General features: G+C 44.7%; 15 protein-coding genes. 14 read left to right on the top strand and 1 reads right to left on the bottom strand.

Features of this window, described 5'->3' with window-relative positions:
• Positions 1-118: 118 nt before the first annotated feature.
• Complete coding sequence (locus LKD46_RS15360; protein WP_110103622.1) at positions 119-976, bottom strand: polysaccharide deacetylase family protein; 858 nt, start codon at positions 974-976, stop codon at positions 119-121.
• A gap of 632 nt (positions 977-1,608) precedes the next feature.
• Between LKD46_RS15360 and eno the strand changes: the two genes are divergently transcribed.
• The 14 genes from eno (at position 1,609) to LKD46_RS15290 (ending at position 15,305) form a co-directional block, all read left to right on the top strand.
• On the top strand, positions 1,609-2,958 hold the full coding sequence (gene eno / locus LKD46_RS15355) for a phosphopyruvate hydratase (protein WP_110103623.1): 1,350 nt from the start codon (positions 1,609-1,611) through the stop codon (positions 2,956-2,958).
• Positions 2,959-3,028: 70 nt separating this feature from the next.
• Positions 3,029-3,262: a preprotein translocase subunit SecG gene (gene secG / locus LKD46_RS15350; protein WP_021652956.1), complete on the top strand. Its 234-nt coding sequence runs from the start codon at positions 3,029-3,031 to the stop codon at positions 3,260-3,262.
• A gap of 155 nt (positions 3,263-3,417) precedes the next feature.
• Complete coding sequence (rnr, locus tag LKD46_RS15345) at positions 3,418-5,709, top strand: ribonuclease R (RefSeq protein WP_227574326.1); 2,292 nt, start codon at positions 3,418-3,420, stop codon at positions 5,707-5,709.
• Positions 5,710-5,720: 11 nt separating this feature from the next.
• Positions 5,721-6,191, top strand: coding sequence for an SsrA-binding protein SmpB (gene smpB, locus LKD46_RS15340; RefSeq protein ID WP_021652954.1), 471 nt, complete (start codon positions 5,721-5,723; stop codon positions 6,189-6,191).
• 54 nt (positions 6,192-6,245) lie between these two features.
• A complete protein-coding gene (locus LKD46_RS15335; RefSeq protein WP_021652953.1) occupies positions 6,246-6,737 on the top strand; it encodes an acyl-CoA thioesterase in 492 nt (163 codons plus the stop codon).
• Positions 6,738-6,887: 150 nt separating this feature from the next.
• Positions 6,888-7,913: a hypothetical protein gene (locus LKD46_RS15330; RefSeq protein WP_110103625.1), complete on the top strand. Its 1,026-nt coding sequence runs from the start codon at positions 6,888-6,890 to the stop codon at positions 7,911-7,913.
• A gap of 14 nt (positions 7,914-7,927) precedes the next feature.
• Positions 7,928-8,623 (top strand): UMP kinase, encoded by a 696-nt coding sequence (gene pyrH / locus LKD46_RS15325; RefSeq protein WP_021976283.1) that lies wholly within the window; start codon positions 7,928-7,930, stop codon positions 8,621-8,623.
• 44 nt (positions 8,624-8,667) lie between these two features.
• On the top strand, positions 8,668-9,219 hold the full coding sequence (frr, locus tag LKD46_RS15320; RefSeq protein ID WP_015526785.1) for a ribosome recycling factor: 552 nt from the start codon (positions 8,668-8,670) through the stop codon (positions 9,217-9,219).
• Between the two features lie 66 nt (positions 9,220-9,285).
• Entirely contained in the window at positions 9,286-9,993 is a 708-nt protein-coding gene (locus LKD46_RS15315) for an undecaprenyl pyrophosphate synthase (protein WP_015526784.1), read from the top strand.
• Between the two features lie 3 nt (positions 9,994-9,996).
• Positions 9,997-10,791, top strand: coding sequence for a phosphatidate cytidylyltransferase (locus LKD46_RS15310; RefSeq protein WP_015526783.1), 795 nt, complete (start codon positions 9,997-9,999; stop codon positions 10,789-10,791).
• A gap of 11 nt (positions 10,792-10,802) precedes the next feature.
• Positions 10,803-11,945, top strand: a complete 1,143-nt coding sequence (gene dxr, locus LKD46_RS15305) for a 1-deoxy-D-xylulose-5-phosphate reductoisomerase (protein WP_015526782.1) — start codon at positions 10,803-10,805, stop codon at positions 11,943-11,945.
• A 10-nt stretch (positions 11,946-11,955) separates the two neighbouring features.
• Positions 11,956-13,233 (top strand): RIP metalloprotease RseP, encoded by a 1,278-nt coding sequence (rseP, locus tag LKD46_RS15300; RefSeq protein ID WP_286188030.1) that lies wholly within the window; start codon positions 11,956-11,958, stop codon positions 13,231-13,233.
• A gap of 241 nt (positions 13,234-13,474) precedes the next feature.
• Positions 13,475-14,464, top strand: coding sequence for a LacI family DNA-binding transcriptional regulator (locus LKD46_RS15295; RefSeq protein WP_021652946.1), 990 nt, complete (start codon positions 13,475-13,477; stop codon positions 14,462-14,464).
• 1 nt (position 14,465) lies between these two features.
• Positions 14,466-15,305: a carbohydrate ABC transporter permease gene (locus LKD46_RS15290; RefSeq protein ID WP_021652945.1), complete on the top strand. Its 840-nt coding sequence runs from the start codon at positions 14,466-14,468 to the stop codon at positions 15,303-15,305.
• The last annotated feature ends 17 nt before the right edge of the window (positions 15,306-15,322 follow it).

Genomic DNA, 15,322 nt, shown 5'->3' with positions numbered 1-15,322 from the left:
CGGAACATATGAGAACATAGTCCCGGGGCAGATTTTTTGTGTGCTTATCTGGAGAATTCAAAAGTGGGAAGATCCGTGTCGATGGCACTGAGGATGCATGGATCATGTGCGATTTTTTTCAGGCGGATTCCGATGCCACAAGTTCTTCTAATGTTCCGAAGGTATATCCCATCTCTTCCCATTTTGTCAGTAGCTCATCCAGAATGGAAGCATTGGTGGAAGAGGTGCTATGCAGCAGCACGATGGCACCCGGATGGATCCGTCCCAGAAGCTTTTCAAAAGCTTCTTTTTTCGAAGGCTGCTTATCCTGATACCAGTCCACATAAGCCAGACTCCAGAAAAAGGTGTGGTATCCCATCTCTTTTGCCATCTCTAAATTTTCCACGCTGTAAATGCCCTGGGGCGGGCGATAAAATTTTGTCATTTCTTTTCCGGTGGTTTCCTTATAAAGAACCTCCACATCTTCAAGCTGCTTTTGAAAGGCTTCCTTTGTGGAGATGCCGGACATATCCGGGTGTGTCATGGTGTGGTTGCCTATGGTATGGCCTGCATCTACGATCTCACGGATCAGTTCCGGTTTTTCACGGATCAGAGTCCCCACAACAAAAAATGTGGCATGTACCTGATGCTTATGTAAGGCATTCAGAATGGCAGGCATATTTCCATTGTCATAGCCTGCGTCAAAGGTAAGATAGATTTTTTTCTCATCGCTATCGGCTGCATACCAGGCATTGTATTTTTTTAATTCTTCCATAGAAGCATTTCCTGTGGGCCGTTTGCCTTCTTCCTGAAAACCGAGCCCCCAGTTTTCATTTTGGAATGTCATAGAAGCAGAAGAGGTCTGGCTGTTTTTGGTAGAATTCGGATCGGATCGTGGGTCGGAAGTAAAATGAGAATAGATCTTTCCTACAAGACTGCCAAGAGCAAAAGCCATGACAAAGAAAAAAATAAGACGGTAGATGTGTTTTTGTTTCATGGGAACCTCAGAGAAAATGGAGTTATTAATATGTTTATGAACACGAAGCAGAAGATATGAAAGCAGAAGATCATGAGATCATGTCTGTGAGACAGAGGTCAAAATAAGCAAAAAATAAGAGTCATCAGCGATTGATTTCTTCTGCCGATGACTCTTTTAATTTTCATTATCCAATGGAATATACCTCTCATTTCTTAGATTTAAAACTTATACGGAATTAAAATTTACGTTCTCGGTGGTCCGTACCTCCTTGTTTTAATTATAATGGAAAATCGTTAAATCTTCTGGTGGACTGTACCTCTCTTTCTTAGATTATGGGAAGTAAGTTATGTTTTCGGTGGGTTCACGCTCCTTTTTGATTTAGTTTTTTGTTTTCCGTTTGTTTTATTTGATGGTTAAACTATAACAGATAAAATGGAAAATGTCAACACTAAATTTTAAAAATAATAAAAATATATTTAAAAAGAAAAATAATAAAAATAAAACAACAAAAAAATCAGATAATATCGAAACCAGATAAAAGGTATAGACCAAAACCTTTTCGGACAAGATACCTTTATGAACATAAGAAGAGAATCACAAAGTGCAGGAGATCATAAACAGTATTATTATTTTCAAGGAGGGAAAAACTTATGCTACGTTATCTGCCTGTTCGAAAAGTTCATGCAAGACAGGTCCTTGATTCCAGGGGGAATCCTACAGTGGAAGCGGAAGTGACGGTAGGTGAAGGAATTGTGGGGATTAATGGATACACAGGAAGAGCCATGGTGCCGTCCGGAGCATCCACAGGTAAATTTGAGGCTGTGGAGCTACGGGACGGAAACCGGGAGGAATATCTGGGACAGAGTGTGAAAAAAGCAGTGGAAAATATCAATACACGTCTGGCAGATGCCATTATCGGAGAGAATGCCCTGAACCAGGCATGGATCGATCATCTTTTGATCGAAACCGACGGAACGGAGAACAAAAGCAGTGCAGGAGCCAATGCCACGCTGGCAGTATCTCTGGCAGCAGCCCGCGCAGCAGCCGGGGCCCTTCGGCTTCCTCTTTATCAGTATCTGGGCGGCTGCCATACCATGCAGCTTCCGGTACCGATGATGAATATTTTAAACGGGGGAAAGCATGCGGACAATACGGTAGATCTTCAGGAGTTTATGATCATGCCAACAGGAGCTTGCTGTCTGGAAAAGGGTATCCGTATGTGTGCGGAAGTCTACCAGCACTTAAAGCTTCTTCTCCGGGAAAAAGGACTCTCCACAGCGGTTGGAGATGAAGGCGGCTTTGCTCCGGATCTTTCAGATTCGGAGGAAGTGCTTACCCTGATCGTTCATGCCATAGAAAAAGCAGGATATAAGCCAGGAGAAGAGATCACCATTGCCATTGATGCAGCCTCCAGCGAGCTTTATGATGAGGAAAAGGGCGTATACTTTTTCCCTGGGGAGAGCCGCATGAAAGGAGAAAAGATCTACCGGGATGCCGGTGAGATGACAGAGTATTATGAAAAACTGGTGGAAAAATTTCCCATTGTTTCCATTGAAGATGGTCTCTGGGAGGACGACTGGGAAGGCTGGAAATATCTGACGGAACACCTGGGAAAAAAGATCCAGCTGGTAGGCGACGATCTGTTTGTCACCAATATCAAACGGCTGCACTGTGGCATCGGACTTGATGTTGCCAATGCTATCCTTATTAAAGTAAACCAGATTGGAACTCTCACGGAAACTCTGGATGCGGTGGAGATGGCTCAGCATGCCGGGTATCGTGCAGTGATCTCTCACAGGTCCGGGGAAACAGAGGATTCCTTTATCGCAGATCTTGCAGTTGCCTGTGGGGCGGGACAGATCAAAACAGGCGCACCCTGCCGTTCGGACCGGAACGCCAAGTATAACCAGCTTCTGCGGATCCACGAACAGCTCGGAGCTCTTGGAAGATATAAAGATCCTTTTGCAAAAAAATCTCAGAAAAAGCCCTGCATAAAATAAACGGAAAATGGTTGAAATCCCGGTTTAGCTATGGTAAAATAACCTCTAGTTGATTAGGAGGTGTAACCGCGTGAACATTTTGAAGATTATTCTGACTGTAATTTATGCAATAGATTGTATCGCTCTGACTGTTGTCGTACTGATGCAGGAGGGCAAGCAGCAGGGTCTTGGCTCTATCGCCGGAGTAGCTGATACTTACTGGGGTAAGAATAAGGGCCGTTCCATGGAAGGTGGTCTTGTAAGAGGTACCATTATCATGGGAGTTATTTTCTTTGTACTGTCAATCGTACTGAACATTATCTGATCTGCCAGGGGCAGAACAGAAGTTGGTAACACTCTTGCTGCGTTAGCATGCAGAAGAAACTCGGATGGGGACTTCTTTTGTTAATCAGCAGGAGTGTTTTTGCGTTGATACAGGGGCACGGGTGAGCCTTCCTCCGGAATGATAACAGGCTAAAAATGAAATATAAATATGAAACAGGAGAAAATGTGAAAAAATCGAAAAATTTTGAAAAAAGAAAAAAGTTTATAATGGAGCTTCTGGGAGATCCGCTGTATAAGCCCATGCGCCTGCGTGAGATCGCATCTCTTCTTCAGCTGGATAAGAGTGAGAAAAAAGAGCTTTTTGACGTGCTGGACGAGCTTTGCGCCCAGGGCAAGGCTGAAGTAGATAATAAAGGAAGATACAGCAAGGTTTCCGGCAAGCGCAGAGACAGACGAAAGAATAAAGAAGCTCTGAAGGCAGAAAAGCCGGAGCGTGGCCGTAAGGGAAGAGAACGCAGAGAGAAGAATCATGAGGAATATCGTTTCTCCGAGAAGGACGGAACCCTCATGGAGGGAACTTTTATTGGCCATTACAAGGGCTTTGGCTTTGTGGAAGTGGAGGGTCAGGAACAGGATATTTTTATTCCGGAAAATGACACGGGAAGCGCCATGCATCAGGATAAGGTGCAGATCCTTGTACGGAACGGACATAAAGAGGGAAAACGTCAGGAAGGCGTTGTGCTGAAGATTCTGGAAAGGGGAATGCCTTCAATCGTGGGAACATACCAGAGCAGCCGTGATTATGGCTTTGTGATCAGTGATAACCCCAAATTTTCCAAAGATATCTTTATTTCCAGAAAAAACTCCATGGGAGCAAAGGACGGAGACAAGGTAGTTGCAGAGATCACAGATTACGGCTCCAGAAACCGGAAGCCGGAAGGAAAGATCACGGAGGTGCTGGGAAACTTACGTTCACCTGGAACAGATATCCTTGCTATTGTGAAGAGCTTTAACATACCAAGTGTATTTCCTGACAAAGTACTTCGTCAGGCTGACCGTGTGCCGGATCATGTACAGGAAGCGGATCTGGATGGAAGACTGGATCTCAGAAATCTTGTTACAGTTACCATTGACGGTGAGGATGCAAAGGATCTGGATGATGCCATTTCCCTGACAAAGGAGGATGGAATCTACCATCTGGGTGTGCACATCGCAGACGTGAGCAACTATGTTCAGGGCGGCAGTGCCCTTGACAGAGAGGCACTGAAGCGCGGAACCTCCGTCTATCTTGCAGACCGTGTCATTCCCATGCTCCCGGAGCGGCTTTCCAACGGTATCTGTTCTCTGAACCAGGGACAGGACCGTCTGACCTTAAGCTGTCTGATGGATGTTAATGAAAAAGGAAAGGTGATTTCCCATAAGATTGCAGAAACCGTGATCCGTGTAGATGAGCGTATGTGTTACACAGATGTGAAAAATATTCTGGAGGATACCGACGAGGTGGCGAAGAAACGCTATGAAGCTCTGATCCCCATGTTTTTCCTGATGAAAGAGCTTTCCGGGATCCTGCGCAGCCGTCGTCATACAAGAGGTTCCATTGATTTTGATTTTCCGGAGAGTAAGATCATCCTGAATGCGGCAGGAAGAGCTATTGATGTGCAGCCCTATGAGGCCAATGTGGCAACCAGGATCATTGAGGATTTTATGCTTCTTGCCAATGAAACTGTGGCACAGGAATACTGCACCGGAGATTATCCCTTTGTATACAGAACACATGAAAATCCGGATCCGGAAAAGATTGAAAGTCTTTTGATGCTTCTTCATAATGAAGGAGTCAACATACAGAAATCCGGACAGGAGATCACGCCTGGTGAGATCCAGGAGATCCTGGAAAGTATTGAGGGAATGCCCAATGAGGCACAGATCAGCCGACTGACCTTGCGTACCATGAAACAGGCAAAATATACTACGGAATGCAGCGGACATTTCGGACTTGCAGCGAAGTATTACTGCCACTTTACTTCTCCGATCCGAAGATATCCGGATCTTCAGATCCACAGGATCATCCATGACCGTCTGAGAGGCAGACTGGTAAGGGAAGGACGTACCGAGCATTACAAGGAGATCCTGGATGAAGTGGCGCGTCAGTCCAGTGTGTGCGAACGGCGTGTAGACGAAGCGGAAAGAGAATCCGATAAGCTGAAGAAAGCAGAGTATATGTCCTATCATCTCGGAGAGGAGTATGAGGGGATCATCTCCGGCGTTACAGGATGGGGACTTTATGTGGAGCTTCCGAATACCGTAGAAGGACTGATCCATATCAATACATTACGAGATGACTATTATGTATTTGACCAGGATGCATATGAACTGCGGGGAGACATGACAGGAAAGATCTTCCGTCTTGGGCAGAAGGTCCGTGTCCGTGTGGCAGATGCGGATAAAATGCTGAAAACCGTGGATTTTGTCCTGGCTGAGGAAGACTGAGGGAGCGCGAAATGGCAAAAAAAACAGGAATGAAACTGATCGCAAATAATAAAAAGGCTTTTCATGATTATTTTATCGAGGATACTTATGAGGCCGGGATCGCACTTGCAGGAACCGAGGTGAAATCCTTACGTTCCGGTAAATGCAGCATCAAGGAGGCCTTTGTCCGTGTAGAAAACGGAGAAGTTTATGTATATGGAATGCATATCACTCCTTATGAGAAAGGAAACATTTTTAACAAAGATCCTCTTCGTGTGCGTAAGCTTTTGCTGCATCGTTACGAGATCAATAAGATCGAAGCTAAATTAAAGGAAAAAGGATTGACTTTGGTACCACTGAAGGTTTATTTCAAGGACAGCCTGGTAAAAATAGAGATTGGCATGGCACGTGGTAAAAAGCTTTATGACAAGCGCCAGGATATTGCAAAGAAGGATCAGAGAAGAGAAGCGGAGCGAGACTTTAAAGTAAAAAATCTTTATTGATCGACTGGTTTCAATTGAAAAAGTAAAAGTATGATAAAATGCGGGGAATGAGAAATGACAGAGGTACAGGAAAGACGTAAAAAAACGGTAGAAGCATCGATGACGGAGCAGGTTCATCTGATCATGCAGCAGCATCTGAACGGAGGCGGAAGACTTTTTGGCGGAGCACTGATGCAGTGGCTGGATGAGGTTGCCGGAGTGGTAGCTATGCGTCATGCGGAGACATATCGGGTGGTAACTGCGGCAGTGGACAATCTTCAGTTCAAGCATGCGATCTATGAGGGAGAGATCGTAGTACTTAAGGGATATGTGACTTATGTGGGAAGAACTTCCATGGAGGTCGAGATCGATACGTATGTGGAACAGCCGGATGGCATGCGTCATACTGTAAACCGGGCATTTTTTGTGATGGTGGCTGTAGATGAAGACCAGAAACCGATCCAGGTGCCGGAACTGATCATTACCACAGAAGCGGAAAAAGCCCGGAATGAAGCTGCGAAAATGCGCCGTGATATGCGCAGACAGCGAAGGGAAAACGGGTTCTGACCTCAGCTGTTCCAATTTTTGACATAGTTTAAAATATCTAAAGATTCTGTGAAATTCAGAACGGTCAGGTTGACAAGAAAGTGATACTCTGTAATAATAGAAAAGGAAAACCTGACAGCGAATAGGACCATTTTATATGGAGGAGATATAATGAAAAAACGTTATTTGATTCTTGCCGGAATTCTTGCAGCGAGCATGCTTGCAGCCGGTTGCGGAAAGAAGAACTCTGTGGCACCGGAGCAGAAGGTGGAGGCAACGGCAACCCCGACGGTAACGGAAGCTGCGAAAACGGATGTGGTGGAGATGCAGACCTCTACGGATGAAACAGCAAATATCAAGAACGTAATGGGAACCAAGAGTGAGACCACTACCAGTATTGTATTTACCAATAAGATGAACTCCACGATTTCTGCAATTTATGTCCGTCCTACCAGAGATGATGGCGATGACAGTGATGAGACCTGGGGAAGCGATCTTGTAAATAGTAAATTCACACTGGCTTCCAACGACAAGGCTGTTTATTATATGGAGAAGAGTCAGAAGGACGATAACGGAGATACAGCAACAAGCTTTGATGTAAAGATCACATTTACTGACGAAGAGCAGAATGAATGTTTCTTCCGCCAGCTGCCGCTTCTGACGATCTCACAGCTGAGCCTGTGCATGGATGGTGAGGGTGAAGACGGAATTCCATATGCTACATATCTGGCGAGCGGAAGCACCAAGGAGGTGTCTACCCTGAAGGATGTAAAGGCAAGGCTTGGCATTGAGGATGACAGTGAAAGTGACAGTGACAGTACAGATTCTTCAGACAGTACGGCTGTGACTCCGACTCCGGAGAGTTCTGATGATAATGGAGACAGTACAGACAGCAGTTCGTCCGGCAGTTCGGACTCCACATCCACACCGGATCCAACATCTGCACCAGCTTCCTCTGATTCTTCCGATGCGGATCCTACGGAAGCACCATCCGGCGAGGATGATCCGGCATCTGTAGCAGCAAGATATATCGGTCAGTCCATGTCTGAGCTTGAGAATGCATGTGGCAGCCCAAATGGCAGTGATTATGAGGACGAGCCGGAGTCCGGTAAGACAGGTTATTATTATTATGATACGTTTACGGTATCCACAACTTTTGACAATGACGGCAATGAAGTTGTATCCGGCGTATGGTAAAGGAGAATAAACATATGAAAAGAGTGTTACTGAAATTAAGCGGAGAGGCTCTTGCAGGAGAGCAGAAGAGAGGCTTTGATGAAGCAACTGTTACAGAGGTTGCCAAACAGATCAAGACGATCGTGGATGAAGGACTTCAGGTTGGTATCGTGATCGGAGGTGGAAACTTCTGGAGAGGACGTACCAGCGGAGCCATGGACAGAAGCAAGGCGGATCAGATCGGCATGCTTGCTACTATCATGAACTGTATCTATGTGTCTGACATCTGCAGATATGTGGGACTTAAGACAGAGGTGTTTACCCCGTTTGTATGTGGTGCATTTACCACACTTTATTCCAAGGATGCTGTAGAAGAGAGCTTCGCAGAAGGAAAGGTTGTATTCTTTGCAGGTGGTACCGGCCATCCGTATTTCTCTACAGATACAGCTACTGTACTTCGTGCTGTTGAGATCGGCGCAGATGCCATTCTTCTTGCCAAGGCTGTTGACGGAATCTATGACAGTGATCCGAAGGTAAATCCGGATGCCAAGAAGTATGATGAGATTTCCATCGATGAAGTAGTTGCAAAGAAGCTGGCAGCTATGGATCTTACCGCTTCCATCATGTGTATGGAGCAGAAGATGCCGATGCTGGTATTCGGTCTTGATGAAAAGGATAGCATCGTCAATACCGTACATGGCAAGTTCTCCGGAACAAAGGTAACCGTGTGATCAAAAGGGAATAATAAAAAAAACCATACAGGGAGATATGTGAAATGGATGAGAGAATTCAGGTATACGAAACAAAAATGGGAAAAACACTGAATGCTTTGGAGAGTGAGCTGACAACCATCAGAGCCGGCCGTGCAAACCCGCATATTCTTGACAAACTTACCGTAGATTATTATGGAGCACCGACTCCGCTCCAGCAGGTTGCAAACATTTCTGTACCGGAGGCACGTATGATCCAGATCCAGCCGTGGGAATCCAGCATGATCAAAGCGATCGAGAAAGCGATCCTTTGCTCTGATCTGGGATTAAACCCGAGCAACGATGGAAAAATGATCCGTCTTGTTTTCCCGGAGCTTACCGAGGAGCGTCGTAAAGAGCTGGTGAAGGACGTTAAGAAAAAAGGCGAGGGTGCCAAGGTTGCAGTAAGAAATATCCGTCGTGATGCCAACGATGCATTTAAGAAACTTGCAAAACAGGATGTTTCTGAGGATGAGATCAAAGAGCTTGAGGATCAGATCCAGAAACTTACAGATAAGTACATCAAGGAAGTTGACAAGGCGATCGAGAACAAGTCTAAAGAGATTCTGACTGTATAATTGTAAGAAATACGAGGATAGAGAGGGCTTCTTTGAAGAAGCTCTCTTTCTGTATGGAGGAGATTTATGAACGTACCAAATCATATCGCGATCATTCTGGACGGAAACGGACGTTGGGCAAAGGAACGAGGAATGCCGAGAACCTACGGACATGTAAAGGGATGCGCCAATCTTGAAAACATTTGTTATGATATCAAAGACCTTGGGGTGAAATATCTTACGGTTTACGCTTTTTCCACAGAAAACTGGAAACGCTCCAGAGAAGAAGTGGAAGCACTGATGAAACTGTTCCGCGGTTATCTTAAGAAATGTATCAAGATTTCCAAGAAAAATAATATGAAGATGAAAGTCATCGGAGATGTTACTGCCTTTGCACCGGATATCCAGCAGAGTGTCCGGGAACTGGAGGAATATTCCAAAGATTTTGACGGTATTTATTTTCAGCTGGCATTAAATTACGGAAGCCGTGATGAGATCCGCCGTGGAATGCAGAAGATGGCACAGGATGTAAAAGACGGAAAAGTTGAGCCGGATGGCATTACAGAAGATACGATTGAGAGCTATCTGGATACTGCAGGTGTACCGGATCCGGATCTTTTGATCCGCACAAGCGGTGAGCAGCGGCTTTCCAATTTCCTGCTTTGGCAGCTTGCCTATTCCGAGTTTTATTTTACACCGGTTGCATGGCCGGATTTCAATAAAGAAGAGCTGATCAAAGCCATCGAGAAATACAATCAGAGAGACAGACGCTACGGTGGCGTCAAGGAGGAGTAGATCATGTTTAAGACAAGACTGATAAGTGGTATCGTCCTTGTCATTATTGCCCTGGCAACTATCATTTCCGGAAGCTGGATCTTATTTTTTACACTTCTGGCTGTTTCACTGATCGGAATGAGAGAGCTTTACAAGGTAATGAAGGTAAGCGATGAGCATGTTACTGTGCTGGAACTTGTAGGATATCTTGGAGCAGTGCTTTATTATATTGCCATGAAAGCTGATTTTGGAAATTACGGAACAATGGCGATCATCATCAGTATGATCCTGATCCTGTTTGTTTATGTATTCGGTTATCCGAAATACCATGCAGAACAGGTGATGGCAGCATTTTTTGGAGTTGTATATGTTGCTGTGATGCTTTCCTTTATCTATCTTACCAGAAGCCTTCCGGACGGAAAATTCCTGGTATGGCTGATATTCCTGTGCTCCTGGGGATGTGACACCTGTGCTTACTGTGTGGGAATGCTTATCGGAAAGCATAAAATGGCGCCGGTTTTAAGCCCGAAGAAATCCATCGAGGGAGCTGTAGGAGGCGTTGCGGGAGCGGCGCTTCTTGGAGTGATTTATGCAGCAGCAACACAGGGAAAAATGGCTGAGTATGCCTTGATCTGCGCAGTTGGAGCTCTGATCTCCATGGTGGGTGATCTGGCTGCATCTGCGATCAAAAGAAACCAGAACATCAAGGACTATGGAAAGCTGATCCCGGGCCATGGAGGAATCCTGGACCGTTTTGACAGTGTGATCATCACAGCCCCTGTTATTTACTATCTTGCAAAAATGATTCTTGGAATTTAGGAGACATTAAAATGAAGAATATTGCAATCTTAGGTTCTACCGGCTCCATCGGGACCCAGACACTGGATGTGGCAAGAAAAAACGAAGACCTTCGTGTTGTTGCAGTCAGTGCAGGCAAAAGTGTGGAGAAGCTGGAAGAGCAGATCCGTGAGTTTCATCCGCTTCTGGCAGCAGTCTGGGATGAAGAAGCAGCCCGGGATCTGAAAACGCGTATTGCGGACACGGATACAAAGGTAGTCAGCGGAATGGAAGGACTTCTGGAGCTTGCGTCCATGCCGGAATCAGAAATTCTTGTCACCGCGATCGTGGGAATGATCGGGATCCGTCCTACCATGGAGGGAATCCGTGCCGGAAAGGACATTGCCCTGGCAAATAAGGAAACCCTTGTCACAGCCGGTCATCTGATCATGCCCATGGCAAAGAAATATGGCGTATCTATCCTTCCGGTGGACAGTGAACACAGCGCTATTTTCCAGGCTATCCACGGAGAAGAAAACAAAGAGATCCACAAGCTTCTGATCACGGCATCCGGTGGTCCCTTCCGCGGACGTACCACAGAAGAGCTGCGAAGGGTCACTGTTGCAGATACTCTGAAGCATCCAAACTGGGTAATGGGACGAAAGATCACCGTAGATTCCGCAACCCTGGTAAACAAAGGGCTGGAAGTTATGGAAGCCAAATGGCTGTTTGACATGGATCTGGATCATATTCAGGTGGTGGTGCAGCCGCAGAGTATCATCCATTCCATGGTGGAGTTTAAGGATGGTGCGATCATGGCACAGCTTGGAACTCCGGATATGAGACTTCCGATCCAGTACGCTCTGTACTATCCGCACAGACGATATCTGGATGGAGACCGCCTTGATTTCACGAAGCTTCATGAGATCACATTTGAGGTTCCGGATATGGAGACATTCCGGGGACTTCCTATGGCGATCCAGGCATCCCGGGAGGGCGGAAGTATGCCGACTGTCTTTAATGCAGCCAATGAGCTTGCAGTAAAGAAATTCCTGGAGGAAAAGATCGGCTTTCTGGATATTTATGAGATTATTGCACAGTCTATGGAAAGACATAAAAAAATCGCACATCCGGATCTGGATGAGATCCTTTCTGTAGAGCAGGATACTTATCAGTGGATCGAAAGCAGGTGGTAAATTGAGATTTGTGATTGCTGTAATTATTTTCAGTGTTGTGATACTGATCCATGAGCTGGGACATTTTCTTCTGGCAAAAAAGAACCATATCGAGGTATTGGAATTTTCTCTTGGTATGGGACCCAGGATCATAAGTACGGTAAAGGGCGGCACACGTTATTCCGTGAAACTGTTTCCTCTTGGAGGTTCCTGCGCCATGGCCGGAGAGGATGCGGAAGATGACAGTCCGGGAACCTTTAATTCGGCTCCTGTGTGGGGCAGGATCGCAGTGGTTGCTGCCGGTCCGATATTTAATTTTCTGCTGGCATTTGTTTTGTCTGTGATCATTGTAGGCTGTATGGGCTATGATCCGGCAACCGTATTAGAAGTAACCCAAAATTCTGCTGCGGAAAAGGCCGGATTGAAAAAGGGCGATGTGATCACGGAATATCAGGGCTACCATATTGATCTGGGGAAAGATCTTTATGTATATTCGTATCTCAACGAACTGAAAGAGGGAGATACCATCCGGCTGAAAGTAAAACGTGATGGAAAGGAACAGGAGATTTCCTATAAACCAGATGTAAATGTGCGGTATCTTCTTGGCTTTAACCGTTCCGATGTAAATTCCATGACAGTGGAATCACTGATCAAGGGAATGCCACTGGAAGAGGCAGGTCTGGAAGCAGGCGATGTGATCACGAAGATCAACGGTGTGGAGGTTCCGGATGGAAATGCATATGAAAAATACATCGAGGAGCATCCGTTATCCAAGAAACCTGTGACGATCACCTATGAGCGTAACGGACTGGAATATGAGGCAGAGATAACACCAAGGGAATACAGAACACCGGTTTCCGGTTTCGGATATAACACATACAGTGAAAAAACTTCCGGCTTTAATGTTCTGAAATATGGTGCTGTGGAAGTGAAATACATGATCCGTACTACGATCTTAAGCCTGAAAGAGCTTGTGACCGGTCACCTTGGAATGAAAGACTTAAGTGGTCCTGTGGGTATTGCGGATGCCATTGGCGACACTTACGAACAGTCCAAGAGTGAGGGAACGCTGATGATCTGGATGAATTTGCTGAATATGGCAGTTCTTCTTTCTGCAAACCTGGGAGTGATGAACCTTCTTCCTCTTCCTGCGCTGGATGGAGGAAGGCTGGTATTTCTGGTGGCAGAAGCGATCCGGAGAAAACCGGTAAACCGTCAGGTAGAAGGCATGATCCATTTTGCAGGGCTGATGCTTTTGATGGCGTTGATGGTTATCGTTATGTATAATGATATTCTGAAGATATTCTGATGAGGATTATGAAGTAAAGATATATAAAAGATGGAATGGTCAGGAAGATGTCCGGATTGTTCCATCTTTTTTTAATGAAACATATGAAACCAAGATGAAACACATGAAACAAGATTGACATTCTATTTGTAACTTTGTACAATCAAAAATGTAGATAGCGATATTAAATCGTGCAAAATACTAAAAGAAATAAGGAATAAATCTCAAATAATAAGAAAAAATCACATAAGGAGATGAGACAATGGCAGGTACAATCAGAAAGGTTGCACAAATGGCACATGTGTCTCCAGCAACTGTTTCAAGATATTTTTCAGGACAGAATGTAGTGAGTGATGAATTATCCAGAAGAATTGAGGAGGCAGCTAATACGGTTGGTTATGTGCCAAATCATCCAACACGTAAGTCAGATGGTGTGATCGTAGTTCTGATTCCTAATCTGGAATTTGGATATTTCAGTGAATCTATAAAGGAGATTATCCGGCAGATGCCAAAATACAAATGTAGAGTGATATTTCTTCCTACATTTCCGGGAGATGATAGTTATAAGAGTATCCTGAAGGAATTGTATGTGATGGGAGTTATTTATCTGGAGGAGGAGATTGACCGTGAGGTGATACGATATATCCGGGCAAAGAATATCAAAGTGGTTATGCTGGGAGGCGCAGCTTTTGACAGCAGATGCGATATGGTACACATTAACGATATGATGGCTGCTTACGAGGGAATGAAATATCTTCTTGAAATGGGACACAGGGAGATACTGATTCTGACTGATCTTTCTACAAGCATCAGTTCAGGATTCCAGCGGTTAGTTGGCTGTAAGAAGGCAATGGAGGAATATGGACTTATGTTCAGTGATGACATGGCAGAATACGGTCAGCTTACCTTCGAAAAAGGCTATCGATCTATGAACAGTGCATTGCGAAAGAAAAAGAAGTTCACTGCAGTGTTTGCTTTTTCCGATGAGACTGCGGTAGGAGCAATTACAGCGCTAAATGAACATGGTTTGAAGGTTCCGGAAGATGTATCCGTTTTGGGATTTGATGGATTAAGTATATCAGAGCGGGTGGTTCCTAAACTTACTACGATTTATCAGCCACTGGATAAGATGGTGGAATGGACTCTTGAGATTTTGTGTAACAAAAGTAGAAACAGAGAAGAAAATATAGAGTATACACTACCCTATAAATTATTGGAAAGAGGAACTGTACTCAGAAGGGAGGAAATATAAAATGGGGGGGAAGAGCTTTAAAGATATTCTTTGGAAAATATTTAGATTTGTTTTCCTGGGATTTATGGCACTGATTTCAGTAGGACCATTAGTATGGATCGTGATGTCATCCTTTAAATCCAATAAGGAGATCCTATCATCTGCATTTGCACTGCCTACATCATTAAGCTTTAATGGGTATAAGGCTGCATTGGATTTGGCTCCAATTTTTAAGTTTTATGGAAACAGTGTTGTGATTTCTTTCACAAGTACCCTGCTAAATATCCTGATTGTTTCCATGGCTGCCTATGTGTTGGCCAGATATACGTTTAAGGGAAGTACCTTTATCACATTGCTTTTATCTGCGTCTCTTCTTGTACCTACTTCAGCACTTCTGATGCCAATCTATAAGATCATGATGGGAATCGGAATGTTTGATACAAGGTCAGGGCTTGTACTTGTGTATGCGGCACTGGGACTTCCTACTTCACTTTTCGTATTCAAAAGCTATTTTCAGGGTATCCCCAAGGAACTGGAAGAAGCTGCCTATATTGACGGAGCCGGGTTTTATCGGACATTCTTTGTAATTGTATTTCCATTGGCTAAATCAGGACTTGCAACAGGGGCAATTTTACAGTTCCTGACGTCATGGAATGAGTTCATGTTCGGACTCGTTCTTACCAAAAGCACAGAAGTAAGGACCCTTCCTCTTGCTCTGAATTATTTTACATCTCAGTTTTCGTTTAACTATACAGCGATGTTTGCGGCATTGACTATGGTAATTCTACCAAGTATCGTAATCTATGTATTGCTGCAGGAACAGGTTACTACCAGTATGGTAGCAGGATCTGTCAAAGGTTGAAGATGAAAATTTATAAA

This window comes from Blautia fusiformis, assembly GCF_020686995.1.
Taxonomy (GTDB): domain Bacteria; phylum Bacillota; class Clostridia; order Lachnospirales; family Lachnospiraceae; genus Blautia_A; species Blautia_A fusiformis.
This window is presented reverse-complemented; position numbering and strand designations above follow the sequence as displayed.

Coding starts and splice junctions, on each gene's coding strand:
- LKD46_RS15360 (WP_110103622.1), bottom strand. CDS start 976: ATGAAACAAAAACACATCTACCGTCTTATTTTTTTCTTTGTCATGGCT.
- smpB (WP_021652954.1), top strand. CDS start 5,721: ATGGCAAAAAAAACAGGAATGAAACTGATCGCAAATAATAAAAAGGCT.
- LKD46_RS15290 (WP_021652945.1), top strand. CDS start 14,466: ATGGGGGGGAAGAGCTTTAAAGATATTCTTTGGAAAATATTTAGATTT.
- LKD46_RS15335 (WP_021652953.1), top strand. CDS start 6,246: ATGACAGAGGTACAGGAAAGACGTAAAAAAACGGTAGAAGCATCGATG.
- LKD46_RS15330 (WP_110103625.1), top strand. CDS start 6,888: ATGAAAAAACGTTATTTGATTCTTGCCGGAATTCTTGCAGCGAGCATG.
- pyrH (WP_021976283.1), top strand. CDS start 7,928: ATGAAAAGAGTGTTACTGAAATTAAGCGGAGAGGCTCTTGCAGGAGAG.
- frr (WP_015526785.1), top strand. CDS start 8,668: ATGGATGAGAGAATTCAGGTATACGAAACAAAAATGGGAAAAACACTG.
- rnr (WP_227574326.1), top strand. CDS start 3,418: ATGAAATATAAATATGAAACAGGAGAAAATGTGAAAAAATCGAAAAAT.
- LKD46_RS15310 (WP_015526783.1), top strand. CDS start 9,997: ATGTTTAAGACAAGACTGATAAGTGGTATCGTCCTTGTCATTATTGCC.
- eno (WP_110103623.1), top strand. CDS start 1,609: ATGCTACGTTATCTGCCTGTTCGAAAAGTTCATGCAAGACAGGTCCTT.
- LKD46_RS15315 (WP_015526784.1), top strand. CDS start 9,286: ATGAACGTACCAAATCATATCGCGATCATTCTGGACGGAAACGGACGT.
- LKD46_RS15295 (WP_021652946.1), top strand. CDS start 13,475: ATGGCAGGTACAATCAGAAAGGTTGCACAAATGGCACATGTGTCTCCA.
- dxr (WP_015526782.1), top strand. CDS start 10,803: ATGAAGAATATTGCAATCTTAGGTTCTACCGGCTCCATCGGGACCCAG.